Origin of the sequence: Allobosea sp. Tri-44, from assembly GCF_004123845.1 — a bacterium.
Lineage (GTDB): Bacteria > Pseudomonadota > Alphaproteobacteria > Rhizobiales > Beijerinckiaceae > Allobosea.
Map to the genome: position 1 here is coordinate 411,713 of NZ_NBDP01000030.1, position 23,614 is coordinate 435,326.

Genomic DNA, 23,614 nt, shown 5'->3' on the forward strand with positions numbered 1-23,614 from the left:
GGGATCAGTTCTCGCGCTTCAGCGCGCTCTCGTGCCAGCGCCGCAGCAGGAGATGCGAGATCAGGCTGGTCGCCAGGAAAATCGCGATGCCCGAGAGCGAGATCATCAGCAACGCGGCGAAGACGCGCGGGATCTTGAGCTGATAGCCGGCCTCGAGGATGCGATAGGCCAGCCCCGATTCCGAGCCGCCGGTGCCGGCCACGAACTCGGCGACGACCGCTCCGATCAGGGCCAGGCCGCCCGATATCTTGAGGCCCGCCAGGAAATAGGGCAGCGCCGCCGGCAGCTTGAGATGGCGCAGCGTCTGCCAGCGCGTCGCGCCATGGAGCTGGAAGAAGTTGATCAGGTTGTGGTCGGCCGAATTCAGCCCGAGGATCGTGTTCGACAGGATCGGGAAGAAGGCGACGATCCAGGCGCAGATCAGCAGCGAGAGGTTGATGTCCCCGGCCCAGATGATGATCAGCGGCGCGATCGCGACGATCGGCGTCACCTGCAGGATCACCGCATAGGGTAGAAGCGCCATTTCCAGCCATTTCGACTGGGTGAACAGCACTGCGAGCGCGACGCCGACGATCACCGCCGCCGCCAGCGCCATGAAGGTGATGCGCAAGGTGACCCAGAGCGAGGTCGAAAGCGTGCCCCAGTCGGCGATCAGGGTCTGGCCGACCAGGAGCGGCCCGGGCAGCACATAGGACGGCACCTCGTTCCAGCGCACGGCGAATTCCCACAGCCCGAGCACCAGGAGGCCGACGGCGATCGGCGCGAGGATCCGAGGCCAGAAGCTGACCGGCAGGCCGAGGATCGAAGGTTCGGCAACAGTGAGCGGGCGGGCTTCGGCATCGGTGCCGTCATGCGGCACGGAGGTCGCGGAAGAAGGAGAGCTCATGCGCCGATCGCCTCCTTGAGCTTGCCGGAGGCGAGCCGGCAGAGATGGGCGTATTCGGGCGAGGTCCGGAACAACTCGTCGCGCGGATAGGGCGCGGAGACATCGAGATCGGCCATGACACGGCCGGGCCGCGCCGCCATCACGACGATGCGCTGCGAGAGGTAGACCGACTCGAAGACCGAATGGGTGACGAAGACAGCGGTGAAGCGCTCGCGCCACCACAGATTCAGCAGATCGTCGTTGAGGCGATGCCGGGTGATCTCGTCGAGCGCGGCGAAGGGCTCGTCCATCAGCAGGATCTTCGGCCGCATCACCAAAGCGCGGGCGATCGAGACCCGCATCTTCATGCCGCCGGAGAGCTCGCGCGGATAGGATTTTTCGAAGCTCTTGAGACCGACCAGCGCCAGCATCTCGGCAGCGCGTCCTTCCGCCTCCCGCTTGGGTACATGCTTCAACACCAGCGGCAGCATGACGTTGGACAGCGCATTGGCCCAGGGCATCAGCGTCGGATCCTGGAAGACGAAACCGAGATCGCGCTCGGCCTTGTCCTCTCCGGCACCCGGCCAGTCGATCGTGCCCGAGGACGGGCTGCCCAGCCCGGCGATCATGCGCAACAAGGTCGACTTGCCGCAGCCGGACGGTCCGAGCAGGCTGACGAACTCGCCGGTACCGAGGCTGAGATTGACGTCGCGAACAGCCAGCGTGCCGTTGGCGAACTGCTTGGAGACATTACGCACGCAAACGAGCGGCTCGGCGCCAGTCTGACGTACGGCATGGGGTGTGCTCAGATAGGCTGTGTCCAAAGCCTGACGATCCGTTTTTCGATCTTTAAGTGGGCGTCATCCCGGGCGACCGGAGGGAGATCCGGGATCCATGCCTGAACGGTTCAGGAATGGATCCCGGATCGGCGCCGCTTCGCGGCTTGTCCGGGATGACCCGCTCCCTTGCGCTCGCTGCCTTACGGCTTGCCGACGCCCTTGTTGACGAACTCCAGGCTGTAGGCCTTCTTCACGTCGACCCCGGCGGGAATGACACCGGCCTCGGTCATCGTCTTGGCGAAGCTCGCCCAGCGCGCGTCGGTCATCGCGCCGATGCCGAGCGTCACCGCATCCCCGGAGGCGACAATGCCGTTCTCGTTCATCACCTTGAGCGCGTAGTCGATCTTCTCCTGATCCATGTCGGGATTATCCTTGAGGATCCGGGCATTGGCGGCAGCGATATTGGCGCCGCCCTTCATGTACTGCGCCCAGCCTTCGGCTGTCGCGTCGACGAAGCGCTGCACGACCTCCTTCTTCTCCTGCACCATCTTCCGGGAGATCGTGATCGTCGTGTTGTAGTTCTCGAAGCCGGCATCGGCGAGGAGATGGACGACCGGCTCGACGCCGGCCTTGCGGATCACGAACGGCTCGGAGGATAAAAAGCCCTGCTGCGTCAGCTTCTTGTCAGCCAGGAACGGCGCCATGTTGAAGGTGTAGGGCCGGATCTGCTCGTCGCGATAGCCGAATTTCAGCTTCAGGAACGGCCAGAAGCCGACGCGGGCCTGCGCCGCGATCAGGATCGGCTTGTCCTTGAGGGCAGCGAGCGTGTCGTTGCCCTGGCCCGGATGCGAGATCAGGACCTGCGGATCCTTCTGGAAGATCGAGGCGATGCAGAGGAAGGGCAGGTTCTCCTGCGCGAAGCTCAGCGCCTCCAGCGAATTGCCCATGATCATGTCGACGCGGCCGCCGAGCAGGAGCTGGGTCGGGTTCTGCTGCGGACCGCCGGGACGGATCTCGACGTCGAGGCCGTACTTCTTGTAGATGCCGTTGGCGGCGGCGAGATAGAAGCCGCCATGCTCGGTCTGGGCGCGCCAGTTGGTCTGGTAGCTGACCTTGTCGAGCGTCTGTGCATTGACGCGGGCGCCGGGCACCGGGATCAACATCGAGGCGGCCGAGCCACCGAGCAGGCCGAGCGCAGCGCGCCGGTCGAGGCGATATTTCATCGTCATGGCAGAACCCCCTCCATCATGTCGCAAACTGACGCCGGACTGCGTGACCTCCCAGTCCGGCAAGCAGCTTGTATGCCACGGCCGAGGCCGTCATGTGAATGTACACCGACGCTCTGCACACAGGTGGCGGCAGCGCTTCCATCGTGCCGCTCCCCGGCTATGCTGCGATCAGTCAACGCCGTCTCCGGTAGCGCCCCGTGGCCGGAAATCCAGCTGAAAACGTCTTCGCGATGAAAGTCCTGATCTTCGGCGCCACCGGCATGGTCGGACAAGGCGTCCTGCGCGAATGCCTGCTCGATCCCGGCGTCGAGGAGGTCGTCACGATCGGCCGCACGGCGACGGGCCAGCACCACGCCAAGCTGCGCGAGATCGTGCTTTCTGACCTCACCGACTATTCGGCGATCGAAGCAGAGCTCACCGGTTTCGACGCCTGCTTCTTCTGCCTCGGCGTCGCCTCGGCCGGGATGAGCGAGGCCGATTACAGCCGGATCACCTACGACATAGCTCTCGCGGCGGCCCGGGCGCTCTCCCGGCTCAACCCGGCGATGACCTTCGTCCACACCTCCGCGGCAGGCACCGACAGCAGCGAGAGCGGCCGCGTGATGTGGGCCAGGGTCAAGGGCCGGACCGAGAATGCGCTGCTGCGCCTGCCGTTCAAGGCCGTCTACATCTTCCGACCCGCCGGCATCCGCCCTATGCACGGCATCACCTCGCGCACGACGCTCTACCGCATCGGCTATGCCATTACGGCGCCGCTCCTGCCCTGGCTCGAGCGGACGTTCCCACGCTATGTCACCTCGACCGAGCGGCTGGGCAAGGCGATGCTGAAGGCCGCCCGCCAGGGCGCGCCCAAGCCGATCCTCGAATGCGAAGACATCAACCGGCTATGACCTGCCGCCGACAAGGACCGACGGAATGAGCGCGCGTTTCTGGGGCGATCTCAAGAGCAGCGATTTTGCGGGGCTCTCGCCCGAGACAACCATCGCCGTGCTGCCGCTGGCGGCGATCGAGCAGCACGGGCCGCATCTGCCTGTATCGGTCGACACCACCGTGATGAACGCGATGCTGGCGCTGGCGATGCCGCAGGTTCCGGCCGGGCTCGACGTGCTGGTCCTGCCGACGCAGGCGATCTGCAAGTCGAACGAGCACCTGCATTCGCCGGGAACGCTGACGATCTCGTGGGAAAGCGCGATCCGCAGCTGGATCGAGATCGGCGAAAGCGTGAAGCGCGCCGGCCTGCGCAAGCTCGTGCTCATCACCTCCCATGGCGGCAATGTCGACCCGATGAAGGTGGTGGCACGTGAACTGCGCGTCAGCCACGGCATGTTCGCGGTCTCGACCTCCTGGAGCAATTTCGGCCTGCCGCCCGGGCTCTATGCCGAGCTGGACGCCAAGCACGGCATCCATGCCGGCGACATCGAGACCTCGCTGATGCTGCATTTCCGGCCCGACCTCGTCGACATGAGCAAGGCCGGCCGCTTCGTGCCGCGGACGGTCGAGATGGCGGACGAGGGCTATAAATGGCTCCGGCCGACGGGGCCCCATCCCTTTGCCTGGATGGCGCAGGATGTTCACCCCTCCGGCGCGGCGGGCGATGCCAGCCTCGCCACCGCCGAGAAAGGCAAGGCAACGGCGGAACTTCAGGCCGCAGGCTTCGTCGAACTGCTGGCGGATGTAGCGCGGTTTCCGCTGGCGGCTCTTTACGAAGGGAAAGTGTTCCGCTGATGCAAATGAGATCAGAGACCGCCGCTGTAGCTTGATTCCAGCCGAGCGCTATGGACTAATCGACGCTGCATGGCAGCCCTTCCCGATCAGATCGATGCGCTCGTCTTCGGGGAAAAGCAGCTGGCGTTCCGCCCTCGCTGGAATCCAGATTCGAACCCTCGGTTTTTTGAGCTCGTTACGCCGCTCGTCAGTGACGGTGTCGGTGTCGGCGGCTTCGAACTTCGAGCGCGCGTCTCGAAAGAGCATGTAAGCCGCGACGCGATGATGCAGCTTGAATATGCGCCGGCTGGCCGGAAGCGGGTAGAACTATGGCGCTGTTGCTGGAAACCATTCCACGTTCACACGAACAAGCGCTGGGGACCGCCCGGGCTCGAGTTCGCGCGCTTTGAGAAAGTGAGCCACCATCACTCTTTTGCCGACAATTGGGTGGAGAGTGAGGCGCGCATGAGGATTGGTAGCTTGCCCGCCGCACGGTTGATTAACCCAGACCCTCCAACCTTATCCGATTTCATTGCGTTCTGCGGAGAATGCTTTAAAATCAATAACATAGACCTTATAGAAGTCCCGTCTCGCAACGTTGATATGTTCTGGATACCAGATGATTGATTTCATTGGCCAAAAGATATCGACCCACGTTGAAGCCGCCATTCAAAGAATGGTCTCGGCAGAGCATTTTCGCGCCGGTTCTCTTGTTTCGATGCCGGTGCTTTACCCAAGCGGCGCTTCGGTCGTGATCGAGGTGACTCTCCAGCAAGGCCGGTGCTTTGTGTCCGACCGGGGGGGCGGCCATCAAGAGGCCGAAATGATGGGTGTTCAGCGCGGTTACGCCAAAGAAGCCGAGCGGATTGCCGCCGAGTCTGGCATCCGGTTCGATGGGCGGGATATGTTTGTCGCGGAAGTCGATATTGAGCGGCTTCCTGGGGCTATGGAAGTTGTCGCGAACAGTTCGCAGCTTGCCGTCTCTCTTTGCGCGCTTCGCGCCTCTGAGCGCGATGCGCGAGACGCCAGAGAACGGCTCTACGACAAGCTTGCAGAGGTCTACCCGACGCGCGAAATCGTCCGAGACGCGCCAGTTATGGGAGCTTCAAGCCATCGTTGGAAAATAGCGGCGCTCGTCAAAGGCAGTGCGGGCGCAAGCGTATTCGAAGCCGTAACGGCAAACTACAACTCGGTTGTCGGGGCAGCGGCGAAGTTCCATGATCTCGCTCGACTGGACAACAGCCCGCGCCGGATTGCCGTCATTGATCCAAAAGCCGGGATCGGCGATTTCTATGGCGTCATCGCGCCGGCTGCCAGTTCCGTTATAGAAATGACTTCGCCAAGAGCGAAATTCGAGGAGTTACTTGCGGCATAAATCTCACCCGTCTCAATCCGGATCGAGCAGGCGCGGCCCCGCGCCCTGCTTGCCGAGTTCGTCCCAGGGATTGTGCAGCGGGCAGCTCTTCACCGAGAGGCAGCCGCAGCCGATGCAATCGTTGAGGTGGTCACGCAGGCGCGTCAGCCGATCGATGCGGTGCTCCAGCTCCTCCTTCCAGGCGGCGGAGAGCCGGGTCCAGTCTTCCGCCGTCGGCGTGCGCTCCTGCGGCAGCGCCTTGAAGGCCTCGCGGATCGTCTTCAGCGGAATGCCGGTGCGCTGCGCCACCTTGATGATGGCGACGCGGCGCAGCACCTCGCGCGGGTAGCGGCGCTGGTTGCCGGCGTTGCGGCGGCTGCGGATCAGCCCTTCGGCCTCGTAGAAGTGGAGTGCGGAGACCGCGATCCCGCTGCGGCTCGCGACCTGGCCGACGCTGAGATCATCGGCGAAGAGATTGCGGGCTGGGTGCTTCATGGCGCTTGACCTTAACCTTACTTGAGGTCTTATAGAGGTCGCTCCGCTGCATCGCCAGCCCCCCGGAGCCTCTCATGCATCGCCCGCTCATTCCCCAGATCAAGATCGCCGTGGTCTACGGCAGCACGCGCCAGGGCCGCCTCTGCGACAAGGTCGCCGGCTGGACGATCGCGCAGATCGAAGGCGACGGCCCGTTCTCGGTCGAGAGCGTCGATCCCGGCGCCCATGACCTCGCCGAGCAGAAGGAACGGCTCGGCCGCGCCGACGCCTTCATCGTGGTCACGCCCGAGTACAACCGCTCCTTCCCGGCCCCGCTGAAGGCGCTGATCGACGGCACCGGCGCACAATGGCGCGGCAAGCCGATCGCCTTCGTCTCCTATGGCGGGATTTCCGGCGGATTGCGCGCCGTCGAGCAACTGCGCCTCGTCTTCGCCGAGCTGCACGCGGCGACGATCCGCGACGGCGTCTGCTTCGCCAATGCCTGGGACCAGTTCGACGAGACTGGTCGCCTGCGAGATGCCGATCGTGCCGAACGGGCGATGGCGACGATGCTCGGGCAACTGCACTGGTGGGCGAGCGCGCTCAGGACGGCCCGCAACACCGTGCCCTACGGCCAGTTCGCGGCGTGAGCGGTGCCTGACGAAATCGGCGCGGAAAAATAGCGGCAGCTCAGTCGCGGCTATTTTCCTGTGTCAGCAGCCTGTCGGAGACGAACGAAGCATTCAGACGGCAGTAGAAGGAAAATCTGCCTGAAAACACAGAGACCTAACGCCGCGATGCAGTTTGCTTCACAAATTCGAACTGGTCGCGGCGGCCGCATGCAGGAAGGATCGGATGGACCGATCCCTCCATTTGCGGAGCCGCCATGCAGCTCAAACTCCTGCGCAACGCCCTGCTCAAGCTGAGCTATGCCGGCAAGACCCTGCTGATCGACCCTGATTTCGGCGAGAAGCTCAGCCGTCGCTCGATCGCCGGCAAGTCGCAGAATCCGATGGTCGACCTGCCCGAGCCGATCGAGGAGATCCTCGCCGGCGTCGACCATGTCATCGTCTCGCATCTGCATGCCGACCATTTCGATGATGTCGCCAAGGCGCGGATCCCGAAGGACATCCCGCTGATTTGCCAGCCCGGCAATGAGGAGGCGATCCGGGCGGCCGGCTTCACCAATGTCGAGCCGCTCGATCATTTCGTCCGCATAGGCCCGATCGTGGTGAAGCCACAGCCGGCGCAGCACGGTACCGGCCCGGTGGTGGAGGTGATGGGCGCGGTGATGGGTCTGACGCTGGAAGCGCCGGGCGAGCCATGCGTCTACTGGTGTGGCGACAGCGTGCTCTATCCGCCGCTGCAGGAGGCCGTCGCCAAGGCCGAGCCCGACGTGATCGTCACTCATTCCTGCGGCGCGCTCTGGGACGGCACGCTGATCGTCATGGATGCGCAGCAGACGCTGGACCTCGCCGAGCAGGCGCCGCAGGCGGTGATCGTCGCCGTCCACATGGAGGCGCTCGACCACGCTACGGTCAGCCGGCAGGCGCTGCGCGAGGCGGCCGACGCCCGCAGCATCGCCTCCGACCGGCTGCTGATCCCGGCCGATGGCGAGACGGTCGAATTGAAGGCGCCGGTGCACGCCTAAAGCGGAACGATTCCGTCATTGCGAGCGAAGCGAAGCAATCCAGGGAGACGTAGAGCTCCGCGGCCTCTGGATTGCTTCGTCGCTGCGCTCCTCGCAATGACGAGATGCGCTCCTACTCCCCCGCCTTGAGCTGCTTGGCGTAGATGTCCTTGTATTGGTCGCGCAGCAGGTTCTTCTGGACCTTGCCCATGGTGTTGCGCGGCAGGTCGGCGACGATGAAGACCTGCTTCGGCAATTTGAACTTGGCGAGGCGCTGCTCCAGCGCCTTGGCGATGCCGGCGGCGGAGATATCGGCGCCGGCCTTCGCCACCACCACGGCGGTGACGCCCTCGCCGAAATCGGGATGCGGGCAGCCGATCACGGCGCTCTCGATCACGCCGGGCATCTCGTCGATCTCGGCCTCGACTTCCTTGGGATAGACGTTGTAGCCGCCGGTGATGATCAGGTCCTTGCCGCGCCCGACAATGTGGACGTAGCCGGCCGGGTCGATCTTGCCGAGATCACCGGTGATGAAGAAGCCGTCCGCCCTGAACTCGGACCTGGTCTTCTCGGGATTGCGCCAATAGCCCTTGAAGACGTTCGGGCCCCTGACCTCGATCATGCCGATCTCGTCGCGAGCGAGCTCCTTGCCGCTCTCCGGATCGGTGACGCGCGCCGACACGCCGGGCAACGGGAGGCCGACCGTGCCGGCCACCCGCTCCCCGTCATAGGGGTTGGAGGTGTTCATGTTGGTTTCGGTCATGCCGTAGCGCTCGAGGATGGCGTGGCCGGTGCGCTCGCGCCATTCGCGATGCGTCTCGGCCAGCAGCGGCGCTGAACCGGAGACGAAGAGGCGCATATGCTTCACCGCTTCCTTGGACAGGCGCTGATCCTGGAGCAGGCGGACATAGAAGGTCGGCACGCCCATCATGCTGGTCGCCTTGGGCAAATGCTTGAAAACCTGCTCCGGATCGAATTTCGGCAGCAGGATCATCGCCGCGCCGGCGAACAGGATGACATTCGTCGCGACGAAGAGGCCGTGGGTGTGGAAGATCGGCAGTGCGTGCAGCAGCACGTCGCTCTTGCCGAAGCGCCAATAGTCGACCAGCGCCAGCGCGTTCGAGGCGAGGTTGTCATGGCTGAGCATGGCGCCCTTGGAGCGCCCGGTCGTGCCGGAGGTGTAGAGGATGGCGGCGAGATCGTCGGCGCCGCGCGCGACATCGACGAACTCGGCCGATGCGGCGTTGGCCTTGTCGAGCAGGCTGCCGGCGCCGACGCCGAGCGTCTCCAGCTTGGCGCCGGCCTTGTCGGCGAAAGGCTTCAACGCTTCGGCCCTGGCGGGATCACAGACGAAGACGGCCGGCTCTGCGTCGCCGAGGAAATATTCGATCTCGGCCGGGGTATAGGCGGTATTGAGCGGCAGGAAGATCGCGCCGGCACGGACCGTGCCGAGATAGAGCATCAGCGCCTCGATGCTCTTCTCGACCTGGACGGCGACGCGGTCGCCCGGCTTGACGCCGAGCGCCACCAGCGCATTGGCGAAGCGGGCGGAGACCGCGACCATGTCGGCGTAAGTATAGGTCCGGCCGTCATCGAGGAATGCAAAGGGCGCGTCCGGCGCCGGCATGCGGGCCTTGATCAGGTCGAACAGATGATTGCCCATGATTTCGGGTCCTTTCAGGCGTTTCCGTTGTGTGTTGTTCAGTGCTTAGCCGGCCGCAGCAGCTTCTTGACCGAGGAGGATGCGACCACGGTGTTGCGGCTGGCGAAGGCCTCGTGATTGACCTCGATGTCGTCGAGCTCATAGCGGTAATTGACCATCACGCCGTGGGACTCGCGCTGCCCCCGGTCGGAGAGGTTTCCACCAACATTGATGCGCTCCAGCCGTGCGCCATTGCCGAGATGGAAGCGGGCGACCGGGTCGATCACGCGCCCGGAGGAGGTCCGGGCCCGCAGCATATAATGCGCCAGCATCTGCCCGAGGAGCTTGTCGCGACGGGCTTCGGTCACCTCGTCGAGCGCCACGACCTCGGCCGGCGCCTGCATCAGCAATGCGGCCTCCTCATTGGTCAGGCCGAGCTCGACCGGCTCGGCCAGCGCCGGTCCGAGCCAGCGGGCAAAGCCCGGCACCGGCGAGAGCGTGACGAAGACGTCGAGCCCCGGCAGCTCCCGCTTCAGATCCTCGGCGACCTGCTTGATCAGGAAATTGCCGAAGGAGATGCCGCGCAGGCCCTCCTGGCAGTTCGAGATCGAATAGAACACCGCCGTGGTGGCCGAGGAGGCCGGCAGCACCTCGCGTTCCTGCCTCAGCACATCGACGATGCGGCTCGGGCTTTCGCGGGTCAGCGCGACCTCGACGAAGATCAGCGGCTCGTCGACGAGCTGCGGATGGAAGAAGGCAAAGCAACGCCGGTCGGCCGGTTCGAGCCGGCGGCGCAGATCGTCCCAATCCTTGATGGCGTGGACCGCCTCGTAGCGGATGATCTTCTCGAGCACATTCGCCGGCGTGGTCCAGTCGATACGACGCAGCACCAGGAAGCCGCGGTTGAACCAGGAACCGAAGAGATGGCGGAAGTCGGCATCGACCGCCTTCAGATCCGGCTCCTGCTTCATCGCCTCGAACAGGCTCTCGCGCATGCGCACCAGCACATGCGTGCCACCGGGCGCAAGGTTGAGGCGGCGGAAGAGCTCCTGGCGGCGCGGCTCGGAGGCGAGGTGGAGCTGGCCGATCGCCTCGGCGTCGGGTGTCTCGCGATAACGCTCGAGCGCCGCATCGAGCCGCTCGCGATCGGGACCGAAGCGCTCCTGCAGCAGGCGGAAGAAGGCGAGCCGACCGGCCTCATCGAGCCGCTCCCAATCATCGAGAACGGCCTGCGCCAGCGCCATGCCCGAGGCCTCGCCGCGGCCCGAGAGCAGATCCTCGCAAAGCTTGTCGAGCGGCCGGCGGCGATTCGAGGCGAAACGCTCGAAATTGATCAGCGCCCGGCCGCGATCGGCGACGCTGGTCAGGAGATCGCCAAGAAACGCCATCTGCACCCCCAAAGCCTCGCTTGCACTGCCTATCCTATACGAGTTTACCGCAGTGCAAACGCGAGGCGACGCGACACGATCGCGCTACTTCAAAAGCTCCCAGGCCTTGAGGAAGAAATCGGGCGCGCCGAAATTCCCCGACTTCAACGCCACCACCATCTCCGGTCCGTCGACGACTCGGGTCCAGGGCACGCCGGGATCGATCTCAGGGCCGATCTCCAGCGTGCGGATGGAAAGCCCCTGCACGACCGCGCCGGAGGTCTCACCACCGGCCACGAGCAGGCGGGTGACGCCGCCGGCGTTCAGCAGCCTCGCGGCTTCGGCAAAGGCATGCTCGACGGCCTCGCCAGCCTTGTCGCGGCCGAGCTTGTCCTGCACCGTGGCGACCTCGGCCGGATCGTCGCTGGAATAGACGAGGAAGGGCTTGTCGGCCGGCTGCGCCAAGGCCCAATCCGCCAGTTCCTTCGCCGTTTGCTGTCCGCCAGCGAGCGCCAGCGGATCGACCTTCAGCGCCGGAACACCGGCGGCCAGGGCTGCCTTGATCTGGCCGCGCGTCGCGGTCGAGCAGCTGCCCGAGATGATGCCGGCGCGGCCGACCGGTGCGGAGAGATGCGTCGCGGTCTCGCGCCAGGGCAGCAGGCCCGCCTTGCGGAAGTTCTCCGGCAGGCCCATCGCGATGCCGGAGCCGCCGGTGAGCAGGACATGGTCGGAAATGGCCTCGCCCAGCACCATCAGATGGCCGTTGTCGAGCGCATCGGTGACGACATAGCGCACTCCGTCGGCCGCCAGTTCGGCCAGGCGCTTGCGCACGGCTGCGGCGCCCTGGTTGACGGCGGCGTAGGAGGCTAGTCCGACCTTGTGACCGGTCTGCGCAGCCATCAGCCGCATCAGGTTCGAATCCCGCATCGGCGTCAGCGGGTGGTCTTTCATCGAGCTCTCGTGCAGCGGCACATCGCCGACGAAGAGATAGCCGTTGAAGATCGAGCGGCCATTGGCCGGGAAAGCCGGGCAGACGATCGCCTGATGAGCATTGAGGCGCTGCATCAGCGCATCCGCGACCGGGCCGATATTGCCCTTGGCGGTCGAGTCGAAGGTCGAGCAATACTTGAACAGGATCTGCCGCGCGCCAGCGGCCAGCAGCGCCTCGCAGGCGGCGAGCGAATCCGCCACGGCTTCAGCCACAGGATTGGTGCGCGATTTCAGCGCGACGACGACGGCATTGGCCTCGGGTAATTTGGCGCCGGCAGCCGGCGCGCCGATGACCTGGACCGTGCGCATCCCGGCGCGGTTCAGCATCAGGGCGACGTCGGTCGCGCCCGTCATGTCGTCGGCAATCACACCCAGCAGCATCGTTCGACCTTTCCGTTGGGCGTGCCGCACAAGCATGCGAGCAGCGTCCGGCAAATTTTTGCATACCAGAATCGATGCGAACGGCGACAGAGCTCGATCGCGCCGCTGCCATGCGGGTGCTGGCGACTGGCATTCGTCATACTGTATCCATTGCACCAATCGCGCTGGCGTGGAATGTTTCAGACAACGCTCTGCAGGGGCAAGACGAACCTATCGACGATCACCTTGAAATGCGCCAACTTGGTACCGAATGGGACCAAGTCAGCAATGACCCGCGGGGCTGCCAGAATCGCCGAAGAGCGAGGGCGCACCAGTCAGCGGGCCACTATCAAAGCAAAACAAACAGGGGAACAGCATGAAACATATCGTTCTGCTTGCGTCGGCGGCCTTGCTCGGCCTCGCCGCACTTCCGGCCCAAGCCCAGTCGCCATCGACCTTGCGGATCGGCCTGCAAGAAGACCCCGATATGCTCGACCCGCACAAGGCCCGCACCTTCGTCGGCCGCATCGTCTTCATGGGCCTGTGCGACCGTCTCGTCGACATCGACCCGGAGCTGAAGATCACCCCGCGGCTCGCGACCGAGTGGTCGTTCTCGGCGGACGGACTGACGCTGACGATGAAGCTCCGGAGCGACGCGAAGTTCCATGACGGCGAGATGTTCAACGCCGAGGCGGCCAAGGCCAATCTCGAGCGGGCGATGACGCTGCCGGATTCGCTGCGCAAATCGGAACTCGCCTCGGTCGAGAGCGTCAGCGCGCCCGACCCGGCAACGCTCGTCTTCAAGCTGAAGCGCCCCGATGCGACGCTGCTCGCCCAGCTCACCGACCGCGCCGGCATGATGCTGTCGCCGAAGAGCCTCGGTCCCGACATCACCGCCAAGCCGATCTGCTCCGGCCCCTATCAGTTCGTCGAGCGCGTCCAGAACGACCGGATCGTGCTGGAGAAGTTCAAGGGGCACTGGGAGGCAGCCAACTACCAGTTCGACCGGATCGTCTACCGCGCCATTCCCGACACCACCGTCCGCCTCGCCAACCTGCGCGCCGGCGAGCTCGACATGCTGGAACGGCTGGCCCCGACCGATGTGAAGTCGGCCAAGGCCGACAAGAGCCTCAAGATCGAGAGCACCGCCAATCTCGGCTATCAGGGCATCACCATCAACACCGGCCATGGTGAGGCCGCCAATCAGCCGATGGGCAAGGACAAGCGGGTGCGCCAGGCGCTGTCGCTCGCCATCGACCGCAAGGTGCTGAGCCAGGTCGTGTTCGAGGGGCTCTATGAGCCGATGATCCAGCCCTTCAATCCCGGCAACCAGTATCTCTCCGCCGCTTTCCCCGTGCCGGCGCGCGACGTCGCCAAGGCCAAGGCGCTGCTGAAGGAGGCGGGGGTCGCCAAGGTCAGCATCGATCTCTTCGTCACCAACAACCCCGTCGACGCCCAGCTCGGCCAGGTCATCCAGGCGATGGCGCAGGAGGTGGGCATCGACGTCCAGATCCGCTCGACCGAGTTCGCCAGCCAGCTCCGCGACCAGCAGCAGGGCAAGTTCCAGATGAGCCGGATCGGCTGGTCCGGCCGCATCGATCCCGACGGCAACATCCATCAGTTCGTCACCAGCAAGGGCAACCAGAACGACGGCAAGTATTCCAACGCCGAGGTCGACAAGCTGCTCGACGAGGCCCGCACGATCTACGACGTCGCCGAGCGCAAGAAGCGCTACGACGCGGCGCAGAAGATGCTCCAGGACGAGCTGCCGATCGTCTATCTCTACAACCAGACCGTCTTCTTCGCGCTGCGCTCCAACCTCCAGGGCTTCGTGATCAATCCCGACGGGATGATCAGGCTTTCGGGGCTGAAGCGGTCGTGAGAGGCGCGCCCGACAGGAGCGAGCGCGGCAATCCCGCTCTCTCCCAACCTCGTCAAGGCGATCGGCAGCCATGCTCGCTCTGATCGGTCGCCGCCTCGTGATCGCGATCCCGACACTGTTCCTGGTGTCGCTGTTCGTGTTCGCCCTGCAGCGGGCGCTGCCGGGCGATCCGTTCCTGGTGATCGCCGGCGAGGAGCGCGACCCCGAGGTGATCGCGCGCCTGCGTCAGATTTACCGGATGGACGATCCGATCGTAGTGCAGTTCTTCGCCTGGCTCGGCCAGGTGATCCAGGGTGATTTCGGCCGTTCGCTGCGCACCGGCGAGCCGGTGCTCGGGCTGATCATTCAGAAGCTCGGCGTCACCTTCCAGCTGGCGGTCGCCTCGATGCTCATCGCCGTCGGCATCGGCATCCCCGCTGGTATCATCGCGGCGCGACGCAAGGATACAGTCGCCGATTATTCGGCGAGCGCGGTCGCGCTGTTCGGCCTCTCGGTCCCGCATTTCTGGCTCGGGATCATGCTGATCCTGCTGGTCTCGGTCGAATTGCGCTGGCTGCCGGCCTCGGGCTTCGAATCGATTTTCAGCGATCCGCGCGCCGCAATCGAGCGCCTGATCATGCCGGCCTTCGTGCTCGGCGGCGGGCTCGCAGCCTCTCTGATGCGCCATACCCGCTCGGCGATGCTCGAAGTGCTGCAATCCGACTATGTCCGGACGGCGCGCGCCAAGGGGTTGGCCGAGGACGCGGTGATCAACCGGCATGCGCTGCGCAATGCGCTGGTGCCGATCATCACTTTGTCGACGATCCTGTTCGGCGAGTTGCTTGCCGGCGCGGTTTTGACCGAGCAGGTCTTCACCATTCCCGGCTTCGGCAAGCTGATCGTCGATGCGGTCTTCAACCGCGACTACGGCGTCGTCCAGGGCGTGGTGCTCTGTACCGCGATCGGCTTCATCATCATGAACCTCCTCGCGGATGTCCTCTACATCCTCGTCAATCCGCGCCTGAGGGACAGCTGATGGGCGCCATGACTGTCCGCGCCACCGGGGCGACCCTTCAGGGCCGCGGCTCCCTCCGCAAGCTGATGCGCAGCCGCTCGGCCCGGATCGGCGGCCTGATCGTGCTCGTCTTCGTCGCCATGGCGCTGCTGGCGCCGCTGCTGCCGCTCGCCGACCCGCTGAAGTCGAACTTCCTCGCCATCCGCAAGCCGCCCTCCGAGCTCTACTGGTTCGGCACCGACGAGCTCGGGCGCGACCAGGTTTCGCGGCTGATCTTCGGCGCACAGGCCTCGCTGCTGGCGGGCATCATCTCGGTCGCGATCGCGCTGGGGGTCGGCGTGCCGATCGGCCTGATCGCCGGCTGGTATGGCGGCTGGATCGACGCGGTGATCTCGCGCATCACCGAAGCGCTGCTCGCCTGCCCCTTCCTGATCCTGGCGATCGCGCTCGCGGCCGTGCTCGGCCCGTCGCTGACCAATGCGATGATCGCGATCGGGCTCTCCTTCGCGCCGATCCTGATCCGCCTCGTCCGCGGGCAGGTGCTCGCGATCAAGAACGAGGAGTTCGTCGACGGCGCCCGCTCCATCGGCGGGGGCAGTCTCTACATCCTGTTCCGCCATGTCGCGCCGAACACGCTCTCGCCGATCATCGTGCAATCGACCCTGTTCATGGCGCAGGCGATCGTGCTCGAAGCCGCCCTCTCCTTCCTCGGTCTCGGCCAGCAGCCGCCCTCCCCGTCCTGGGGCCAGATGCTGAACGTCGCCAAGAACTTCATGGAGCAGGCGCCGTGGATGTCGGTCGCCCCCGGCGTCGCCATCTTCCTGGCGGTTCTCGGCTTCAACCTGCTCGGCGACGGCCTGCGCGACGCGCTCGATCCCAAAGAATCCTGACCTGCCTATCTGAGGAACCACCATGTTCACCACCCGCCCCGAGATCCTCGGCACCTTCGGCGTCGTCACCTCGACGCATTGGCTCGCGACCGCGTCGGGCATGGCGATGCTGGAGAAGGGCGGCAACGCCTTCGACGCCTGTGCCGCCGCCGCCTTCGTGCTGCAGGTGGTCGAGCCGCACCTCGTCGGCCCCGCTGGCGACATGCCGGCGGTGTTCTATTTGGCTGAGACGAAGAAGGTCGAAGTGCTCTGCGCCCAGGGGCCGGCGCCGGCCGCAGCGACGATCAAGGCCTACAAGGACCTCGGCATCGACATCATCCCCGGCGACGGCCTGCTCTCGACCGTCATCCCCGGCGCCTTCGGCGGCTGGATGACGATGCTGCGCGACCATGGCCGCCTGCCCTTGCGCGAGGTGCTGGAGCCAGCGATCGGCTATTTCGAAAACGGCCACCCGATGCTGCCGCGCGTCTCCGACACGATCGCGGGGCTGACCGACCTCTTCAGCAATGAGTGGCCGACCTCCGGCGCGGTCTATCTTCCCGGCGGCAATGTCCCCAAGGGCCGCGAGCTCTTCCGCAATTCGGCAGCGGCCGCGACCTACAAGCGCATCCTCACCGAGGCGGAGGCCGCCGGCGGCGATCGGCAGAAGCAGATCCAGGCCGCCTACGACGCGTGGTACAAGGGCTTCGTCGCCGAGGCGATGGACGCCTTCTGCCGCACGGAAGCGCCGATGGATTCGACCGGGCGCCGGCACAAGGGCCTGCTCACCGCGCAGGACATGGCCGGCTGGACGCCGCATTACGAAGCGCCGGCGAGCGTGACCTATCACGACTGGGAGGTGTTCAAGATCGGCCCCTGGGGTCAGGGCCCGGTCTTCCTGCAGACGCTGAAGATCCTCGAAGGCTTCGATCTCTCCGCGATGGGCCCGGCCAGCCCCGAGTTCATCCACCATGTCGCCGAGGCGATGAAGCTCGCCTTCGCCGATCGCGAGGCCTATTACGGCGACCCGGATTTCGTGAAGGTGCCGCTGGCGACGCTGCTGTCGGAAGACTATGCCCGCGGCCGGCGCGCGCTGATCGGCAACGAGGCTTCGCTCGAAATCCGCCCGGGTGTGGTTCCGGGCTTCGAAGCCCAGGTCGCGCAGGCGCTCGCCAATATCCGGATCGCCGGCCAGCATGGCGCTGCGACCAGCGCAACCGTCGGCGAGCCGACGCTGGCCTCGATGGTCGCCTCCTCGCAGCGCGGCGACACCGTCCATATCGACGTGATCGACCGCTGGGGCAACATGGTCGCGGCGACGCCCTCGGGCGGCTGGCTGCAATCCTCGCCGGTGATCCCGGAGCTCGGCTTCCCGCTGAACTCGCGCGCCCAGGCCTTCTTCCTCGAAGAGGGCCTGCCCTCTTCGCTCGCGCCGGGCAAGCGCCCGCGCACGACGCTGACCCCGACCATCGCCTTCGAGAACGGGCAGCCGCGCCTCGCCTTCGGCACCCCCGGCGGCGACCAGCAGGAGCAATGGCAGCTCGGCATGTTCCTGCGCCGGGTGCATCACGGGCTCAATTTGCAGGAGGCGATCGACCTGCCGCTGTTCCATACCCAGCATTTCCCCTCGACCTTCTATCCGCGCGAGGCGCGGCCGGGCCATCTCACGGTCGAGGAGAGCGTCGGCGAGACGGTTCTGGCCGATCTCGTGCGACGCGGCCACAAACTGGAGACGGCGCCGGCCTGGACAGTCGGGCGGCTCACCGCGGCCGAGAAGAGCGCCGACGGCCTCTTGCGCGCCGCGGCGACGCCACGTCTGATGCAGGCCTACGCCGCCGGCCGCTAGAGCAGGATGCGAAAAAGTGGAAACCGGTTTTTCGCATCGATCCTGCTCTAACTCTTGGATAAGAGACGGATTCAGATTTCGGATGGAATCGCCTTGCGATTCCATCCGAAATCATCCGGCTCTGAGGAATCGCTCATGACCTGGTCCATCGTCGCGCGCGACGCCGCGACCGGCGCCTTTGGCGTCGCCGTCTCGACCTGTGCCTTCGCCGTTGGCGCGCGCGTGCCCTATGGCGGCGGCCGGGTCGGCGCGATCGCGACGCAGGCCTTCGTCAATCCGCTCTATGGCGTCGATGGCCTCAAGCTGCTGCAGGAAGGCCGGTCGTCGGTCGAGATCATCGCCAACCTGACGGCAGCCGATGAAGGCCGGGCGCACCGGCAGTTGCACCTGATCGACCGCGATGGCCGCACCGCCTCCTACACCGGCAATGCCTGCATCGACTGGTGCGGGGCAGTCGACGGCCCGCAGGTCTCGGTCGCCGGCAACATGCTGGCCGGGCCGGAGGTCGTCCAGGAAACCCTGAAGGCCTATGTCGAGAACTCGGGCCTCGACTTCGACGAGCGCCTGCTTGTCGCGCTCGAAGCCGGCGAGAAGGCCGGCGGCGACAAGCGCGGCCGGCAGTCCTGCGCGATCAGGATCTGGGCGGGCGAGCCGGTGCCGAGCTTTGATGTCCGGGTCGACGACCATGCCGAGCCGCTCGTGGAGCTGCGCCGGATCTGGCGCGTGGCGCATCAGCGCTCCGTGCCGTTCCAGCAGGCCTCGCCGTCACGGGCGCGGCCGGCCGGCGTCACCGACCGGGCCGAGCTCGATCGGCTGTGCAGTGAGTACGCCGCGGCGTGGAATGCGCGGCACCCGGAGTGACCGGCATCACGCCGCCTTCGCCGCCCGGCCTTCCGCTGCCCACTTGGCGTACCAGCTCTTGAAGCGGCGCCATTCGCTTTCGACGTAGTTGCGCTGGGCGTCGGAGAGCCTGTCGGCCTCGTTGAAGTGGCGCTCGTAGGCCTTGTGCCCCTCCAGCACCATCAAGTGCTTGTAATAGAGCACGAGGTCGACGCCCTCGTCGAAGGAGGAGAGCACATAGAGCGCCCGCTCCAGTTCGAGCGCATCGCGCTCGGCCTGCGGGTCGCCGGCGGCGGCCTTCTGCGAGAGCGCGACGAGGTGCAGCACCTCCTTGGGCAGGGCATTGCCGATGCCGGTGATCGCGCCCCTGGCGCCGCAGCGGATGAAGCCGTGCGTGACCTGCGTATCGACGCCAACCATCAGGGTCAGCTTGGGATCGCGGTTGGTGATGTGCTCGGCCGCATAGGTCAGCGCCGCCCCGCCGCCGAATTCCTTGAAGCCGACGAGATGCGGATAGCGCTCATGCAGCGAAAAGAAGAGGTCGGCCTTGGTCTCGTAGCCGTAATAGGGGCTGTTGTAGATCACCGACGGCAGATCGACCGCCGCTTCCAGGATGCCCTCGAAATGGGCGCGCTGGGCCTGCAGCGAGGAACCGCGCGAGAGCACGCGCGGGATGACCATCAACCCTTGCGCCCCTGCCTTCTTGGCGTGGGCGGCAAGCGCGGCAGCGCGCTTCGGATTTTGTGCGCCGGTGCCGACGATCAGCGGGATGCCGCCCTTCACCAGCGCCTCAACGCCTTCCATGCGCTGCTCGTCGGTCAGCAGCGGCCAATCGCCCATCGAGCCGCAATAGACGACCGCCGACATGCCGGCGTCGATCAGGTGGCGGCCGGTGCGCACCAACTCGGCGTAATCGACATCGCCCGAAGCGGTGCAGGGGCTCATCAGGGCGGGAATCGTACCGCTGAAGATGTTCTTGGTCATGGCAGGGGTCCGCTCGCGGGAGGAAGGCGGCTGCGGGCCTATCGCCCGCAGCCATGATGGTAACCTGAGATCAGGCCGAGATCGACTTGCCGGCCTTGCGCAGATCGGCGAGCACCGGCGCCTTGGGCAGCCAGATCTTGTCGAACTCGGCGACGACCGCTTCGGCGTCCTTGGGATTGGCGAGCTTGAAGTTGGCGCCAGCCGCCTTGAACTGCTCGACGAGCTTGGGTTCGTTGACGGCGAGCGCGTCGATCTGCTCGTCAAGCGCGGCGCGCACGGTCTTCTGGATCAGCTCGCGATCGGCCGCCGGCATGCCCTGCCAGACCCGGCCCGAGGCGAGCGCGATCACCGGCATGAAGATCGCGTTCATCTGCAGGATGGTCTTCGAGACCTTGTCGAAGCGCTGGTTCCACGAGAACTCCAGATCGGCCTCGAGCCCGTCGACCTGGCCATTGGTCATGGCGTCGAAGACCTGCGGGGTCGGGATCGGGGTCGGGGCGGCGCCGAGGAGCTGGTAGAAGTCGCGATAGACCGGCGTCGGGTTGATGCGCAGCTTCATGCCCTTGAGGCCGGCGACGCCGTCGATCTCCTTGGCAGCGAAGACGGCGCGCATGCCGGTGATGCCCCAGGCCAGGCCGACGCAGCCGGTCTCGCGCGGCAGCACCTCGAACAGCCCCATCGCGACGGGATCGCGCACCAGCTTGGCGATCTTGGCGGTCGAGTCGACGATATAGGGCGCGGTGATCGCGCCGATCGCCGGCACGCGCGAGCCCAGCTCGGCAGCCATGATCCAGCCCATGTCGAGCGCGCCGGACTGCATCTGCTGCAGCATCGCCGCCTCGTTGCCGAGCTGGCCGGAGTGGAAGACGGTGAGGTTCAGCCGGCCATTGGTCTCGGCCTTCAGGCGCTCGCCGACCTTGACCGCCGCGACGTTCCAGGGGTGGCCGTTCGGGGTCAGGATGCCGAGGCGCAGCTCCTTGCTCTGGGCGAGCAGCAGCGCCGGCTTGGCGATCGGCAGGGTGGCAGCGGCAGCGATCAGATGACGGCGTGAAATGGTCATGACGGAACTCCCCTTATTGGTTGACGAACGAACTCACTTCACCAGGACCAGCGACAGCCATGGGTAGATCGAGAGCAGGACCAGGAGGACGCAGGAGATGATGAAGAAGGGCAGCGTCACCAGGAACATCTTGCCCGGCTTGGCTCCCGTCACTGCGGCGGCGACGAAGAAGCACAGGCCCACCGGCGGCGAGAGCAGGCCGAGCACGAGGTTGACCACCACGACGACGCCGAAATGGCGGGGGTCGATACCGTAGACCTCGGTCGCGATCGGCAGCAGGATCGGCACCGTCATGATCAGGCCGGGAATGCCGTCGATCACCGTGCCGATGATCAGCAGGATGACGTTGACCAGCAGCATGAAGGTCACGGGATCCTTGGCGATCGCCTGGATCGAGGCGGCGACGGCCTGCGGGACCTTGCCGTAGACCAGCACCCAGGAGAACACGGCGGCAGCCGCGACCAGGAAGAGCACGATCGCCGAATAGACGCCCGCGCGCAGCATCATCTGCGGCAGCTGCTTGAAGCTGAATTCCTTGGTCCAGTAGCGGCCGATCAAGGCCGCTGCGACCCAGCCGACGGCCGCAGCTTCCGTCGCATTGGCGAGGCCGCCGAGGATCGAGCCGACGATGACGATCGGGATCAGCAGGGTCGGCGCGGCGCCGAGCACGATCATGGCGCGCTCGCGCAGGGTCTGTTTCTCGCCGGCCGGATAATTGTAGACGAACCCCATCGCCGCAATGACGAGGAAGAACAGGATCGTCAGCAGGATGCCGGGCACGATGCCGGTGATCAGCATGTCGCTGACCGAGACCTGGGCCAGCACCGCATAGACGACGAACATCACCGAGGGCGGGATGATCGGCCCGAGCATGCCGCCATAGGCGGTCAGGCCCGCGGCGAAATTCTTATCATAGCCCTTGCGCTCCATCTCGGGGACCATGACCTGCGCCATGATCGCGACCTGGGCCGTAGCCGAGCCGAGGATCGAGGAGACGAACATGTTGGCGAGGATGTTGACATAGGCCAAGCCGCCACGGAGCGAGCCGACAAAGGCCATCGCCAGATCGACGATGCGGCGGGTGATGCCGCCGCCGTTCATGATCTCGCCGATCAGGACGAAGAGCGGGATGGCGATCAGCCCGTAGCTGTCGACACCGCCGAACATCTGCAGCGGGTAATTCGGCAAGAGCTGCATGTTGCCGGTCGCCGCCATGTAGACCAGCGCGCCGAGGCAGAGGCACAGCGCGATCGGCACGCCGGCCAGCATGATGCCGAAGAAAGCTCCAATCGTGATCGCCATCAGTTCACCACCCCGTCGGCATTGGCGGCGGCAAAGCCGGGCAGCTCCTGCTTCGCGACGAGGCCTAGATCCTCGAACAGGTTGGCGAGCGCATGCAGCGTCATCGACACCGCGAAGAGCGGCATGATCATGTAGATCACCCAAGTCGGCCAGTTCAGCGTCTGGGTCCGCTCGGTGTAGATGAAGTTGAAGGACTGGCCGGCGTATTCCCTGGCGTCGAAGCCCGCCTGCGCGATGCCGACCGGATCGAGCCAGAGCCAGCACATCACCCCAAGGGCGATACCGAACAGGATAACGCCAAGGGTCGCGATAACGCGAAAGATCGCGACGCCGCGCTCGGAGAAGCGGTCGGTCAGCATGGTCACCGCGAAGTCGAGCCGCATGCGCGTCATCGCCGAGGCGCCGATGAAGGTGAGCCAGACGACGCTGTAAACCGCGGATTCGTCGATCCAGTAGATCGGATGGCCGCTATAGCGCGTGACGACATTGAGCAGGATCAGCGCCGACAGCAGGAACATCAGTCCCTGGAGGGCGCGGTGCTCGACCCGGAGCAGGCACCCGGACACAGCGACGATCGCCTCCGGCACGGCCATGGAGCGGCTACGCGCCGCGACAGCTTCATTGCTCATTCCTGTCTTCCCCTTGACGCTTTGTAGATTGTATAAAATCTACGTGTCAATGGTTTTCCTCAACGCGATCAGCTAGGGTCGACCGATGTCCCCTCCCCTGAAGCACCGCACCCTGTCCTCGGCGATCGTCGATCGCCTGCGCCAGGAGATCCTCGACGGCAGCTATCCGGCCGGCTCGCAACTACGGCAGGACGCGCTGGCGCAGGCCTTCGAGGTCAGCCGCATCCCGGTGCGCGAGGCGCTGTTCCAGCTCGAGGCGGAAGGCTTTGTCAGGATCGTGCCGCACAAGGGCGCGATCGTCTCGGGGCTGTCGCTCGACGAGATCAACGACGTGTTCGAGCTGCGCAAGCTCCTGGAGCCGCGGCTGCTGGTGAGCTCGGTGCCGGTGCTGACGGCGGAGGATTTCGCGGCTGTTGCCGGGATGGAAGCGGCCTTCGAGCAGGCGATGACCGCCGGCGACATCAGCCGCTGGGGCGTGCTCAACGCCGATTTTCACATGGCGCTCTATGCCCGGGCGACGCAGCCGCGCACGCTTTCGATCGTAGCGGGGCTCTTGCAGACTAGCGACCGCTACACCCGCCTGCAATTGCAGCGCAGCTCGTCGATCGAGCGGGCACAGACCGAGCACAACGAGTTGATCCGGCTCTGCCGCGCCGGGACGTTGAAGGAAGCGAGCCGCCTGCTGGTCGACCATATCGAGCTGGTGCGGCGCGATCTGGTCGAATTCCTGGGCGCCGGCATCAAGGCGTAACCCAGCCGTCATTCTCGGGCGGAGCGAAGCGCAGACCCGAGAATCTCATGACGAGAGGCGCCG

The 23,614-nt window shown here is 65.5% G+C and carries 23 protein-coding genes; 12 read left to right on the top strand and 11 right to left on the bottom strand.

Going from position 1 to position 23,614, the window contains the following annotated elements; all coding sequences use genetic code 11:
* Positions 1-4: 4 nt before the first annotated feature.
* The 3 genes from B6S44_RS18400 to B6S44_RS18410 all read right to left on the bottom strand — a co-directional run bounded on the left by B6S44_RS18400 (position 5) and on the right by B6S44_RS18410 (position 2,873).
* The gene (locus B6S44_RS18400; protein ID WP_129158326.1) at positions 5-886 is read right to left on the bottom strand and encodes an ABC transporter permease; all 882 of its coding nucleotides are present in this window, start codon (positions 884-886) and stop codon (positions 5-7) included.
* Positions 883-1,689: an ABC transporter ATP-binding protein gene (locus B6S44_RS18405; RefSeq protein ID WP_248309647.1), complete on the bottom strand. Its 807-nt coding sequence runs from the start codon at positions 1,687-1,689 to the stop codon at positions 883-885. The genes B6S44_RS18400 and B6S44_RS18405 overlap by 4 nt, the downstream gene beginning before the upstream one ends.
* A 155-nt stretch (positions 1,690-1,844) precedes the next feature.
* On the bottom strand, positions 1,845-2,873 hold the full coding sequence (locus B6S44_RS18410; protein ID WP_129158327.1) for an ABC transporter substrate-binding protein: 1,029 nt from the start codon (positions 2,871-2,873) through the stop codon (positions 1,845-1,847).
* A 230-nt stretch (positions 2,874-3,103) separates the two neighbouring features.
* Between B6S44_RS18410 and B6S44_RS18415 the strand changes: the two genes are divergently transcribed.
* From B6S44_RS18415 to B6S44_RS18430, 4 genes are all read left to right on the top strand, one after another.
* Complete coding sequence (locus B6S44_RS18415; protein WP_129158328.1) at positions 3,104-3,763, top strand: NAD-dependent epimerase/dehydratase family protein; 660 nt, start codon at positions 3,104-3,106, stop codon at positions 3,761-3,763.
* A 25-nt stretch (positions 3,764-3,788) separates the two neighbouring features.
* Positions 3,789-4,598, top strand: coding sequence for a creatininase family protein (locus tag B6S44_RS18420; protein WP_129158329.1), 810 nt, complete (start codon positions 3,789-3,791; stop codon positions 4,596-4,598).
* A gap of 69 nt (positions 4,599-4,667) precedes the next feature.
* Positions 4,668-5,204 (top strand): hypothetical protein, encoded by a 537-nt coding sequence (locus B6S44_RS18425; RefSeq protein WP_129158330.1) that lies wholly within the window; start codon positions 4,668-4,670, stop codon positions 5,202-5,204.
* The gene (locus B6S44_RS18430) at positions 5,197-5,952 is read left to right on the top strand and encodes a hypothetical protein (RefSeq protein WP_129158331.1); all 756 of its coding nucleotides are present in this window, start codon (positions 5,197-5,199) and stop codon (positions 5,950-5,952) included. Before B6S44_RS18425 ends, B6S44_RS18430 begins: the two co-directional genes overlap by 8 nt.
* A 12-nt stretch (positions 5,953-5,964) precedes the next feature.
* Here B6S44_RS18430 and soxR read toward each other — a convergent pair whose 3' ends face one another.
* Complete coding sequence (gene soxR / locus B6S44_RS18435; RefSeq protein ID WP_129158332.1) at positions 5,965-6,426, bottom strand: redox-sensitive transcriptional activator SoxR; 462 nt, start codon at positions 6,424-6,426, stop codon at positions 5,965-5,967.
* Positions 6,427-6,500: 74 nt separating this feature from the next.
* Between soxR and B6S44_RS18440 the strand changes: the two genes are divergently transcribed.
* Positions 6,501-7,055 carry an NADPH-dependent FMN reductase gene (locus tag B6S44_RS18440; RefSeq protein ID WP_129158333.1) on the top strand — a complete coding sequence of 185 codons (555 nt, stop codon included), beginning with the start codon at positions 6,501-6,503 and terminating at the stop codon, positions 7,053-7,055.
* 236 nt (positions 7,056-7,291) lie between these two features.
* Entirely contained in the window at positions 7,292-8,056 is a 765-nt protein-coding gene (locus tag B6S44_RS18445; protein ID WP_129158334.1) for an MBL fold metallo-hydrolase, read from the top strand.
* Positions 8,057-8,168: 112 nt separating this feature from the next.
* Here the strand turns inward: B6S44_RS18445 and B6S44_RS18450 are convergent, their stop codons facing one another.
* The 3 genes from B6S44_RS18450 to otnK all read right to left on the bottom strand — a co-directional run bounded on the left by B6S44_RS18450 (position 8,169) and on the right by otnK (position 12,415).
* Complete coding sequence (locus B6S44_RS18450) at positions 8,169-9,698, bottom strand: malonate--CoA ligase (RefSeq protein ID WP_129158335.1); 1,530 nt, start codon at positions 9,696-9,698, stop codon at positions 8,169-8,171.
* Positions 9,699-9,736: 38 nt separating this feature from the next.
* Positions 9,737-11,065, bottom strand: a complete 1,329-nt coding sequence (locus B6S44_RS18455) for a malonyl-CoA decarboxylase (RefSeq protein WP_129158336.1) — start codon at positions 11,063-11,065, stop codon at positions 9,737-9,739.
* 84 nt (positions 11,066-11,149) lie between these two features.
* Positions 11,150-12,415, bottom strand: a complete 1,266-nt coding sequence (otnK, locus tag B6S44_RS18460) for a 3-oxo-tetronate kinase (RefSeq protein ID WP_129158337.1) — start codon at positions 12,413-12,415, stop codon at positions 11,150-11,152.
* 355 nt (positions 12,416-12,770) lie between these two features.
* Here otnK and B6S44_RS18465 point away from each other — a divergent pair, with 355 nt between their 5' ends.
* The 5 genes from B6S44_RS18465 to B6S44_RS18485 all read left to right on the top strand — a co-directional run bounded on the left by B6S44_RS18465 (position 12,771) and on the right by B6S44_RS18485 (position 18,846).
* Positions 12,771-14,276 carry an ABC transporter substrate-binding protein gene (locus tag B6S44_RS18465; protein ID WP_129158338.1) on the top strand — a complete coding sequence of 502 codons (1,506 nt, stop codon included), beginning with the start codon at positions 12,771-12,773 and terminating at the stop codon, positions 14,274-14,276.
* Positions 14,277-14,346: 70 nt separating this feature from the next.
* The gene (locus B6S44_RS18470; RefSeq protein ID WP_129158339.1) at positions 14,347-15,291 is read left to right on the top strand and encodes an ABC transporter permease; all 945 of its coding nucleotides are present in this window, start codon (positions 14,347-14,349) and stop codon (positions 15,289-15,291) included.
* Positions 15,291-16,160: an ABC transporter permease gene (locus B6S44_RS18475; protein WP_129158340.1), complete on the top strand. Its 870-nt coding sequence runs from the start codon at positions 15,291-15,293 to the stop codon at positions 16,158-16,160. Before B6S44_RS18470 ends, B6S44_RS18475 begins: the two co-directional genes overlap by 1 nt.
* A gap of 22 nt (positions 16,161-16,182) precedes the next feature.
* A complete protein-coding gene (locus B6S44_RS18480; RefSeq protein WP_129158341.1) occupies positions 16,183-17,985 on the top strand; it encodes a gamma-glutamyltransferase family protein in 1,803 nt (600 codons plus the stop codon).
* A gap of 135 nt (positions 17,986-18,120) precedes the next feature.
* Positions 18,121-18,846, top strand: coding sequence for a DUF1028 domain-containing protein (locus B6S44_RS18485; protein WP_129158342.1), 726 nt, complete (start codon positions 18,121-18,123; stop codon positions 18,844-18,846).
* A 6-nt stretch (positions 18,847-18,852) separates the two neighbouring features.
* Here B6S44_RS18485 and B6S44_RS18490 read toward each other — a convergent pair whose 3' ends face one another.
* From B6S44_RS18490 to B6S44_RS18505, 4 genes are all read right to left on the bottom strand, one after another.
* Positions 18,853-19,809, bottom strand: a complete 957-nt coding sequence (locus tag B6S44_RS18490) for a dihydrodipicolinate synthase family protein (protein ID WP_129158343.1) — start codon at positions 19,807-19,809, stop codon at positions 18,853-18,855.
* A 70-nt stretch (positions 19,810-19,879) separates the two neighbouring features.
* Complete coding sequence (locus tag B6S44_RS18495; RefSeq protein ID WP_129158344.1) at positions 19,880-20,869, bottom strand: TRAP transporter substrate-binding protein; 990 nt, start codon at positions 20,867-20,869, stop codon at positions 19,880-19,882.
* A 33-nt stretch (positions 20,870-20,902) separates the two neighbouring features.
* A complete protein-coding gene (locus B6S44_RS18500) occupies positions 20,903-22,171 on the bottom strand; it encodes a TRAP transporter large permease (protein WP_129158345.1) in 1,269 nt (422 codons plus the stop codon).
* Positions 22,171-22,800, bottom strand: coding sequence for a TRAP transporter small permease (locus B6S44_RS18505; protein WP_129158346.1), 630 nt, complete (start codon positions 22,798-22,800; stop codon positions 22,171-22,173). Before B6S44_RS18505 ends, B6S44_RS18500 begins: the two co-directional genes overlap by 1 nt.
* A gap of 85 nt (positions 22,801-22,885) precedes the next feature.
* On the opposite strand from B6S44_RS18505, the gene B6S44_RS18510 reads away from it, so the two are divergent.
* Positions 22,886-23,551 (top strand): GntR family transcriptional regulator, encoded by a 666-nt coding sequence (locus tag B6S44_RS18510; protein WP_129158347.1) that lies wholly within the window; start codon positions 22,886-22,888, stop codon positions 23,549-23,551.
* Positions 23,552-23,614 lie beyond the last annotated feature (63 nt).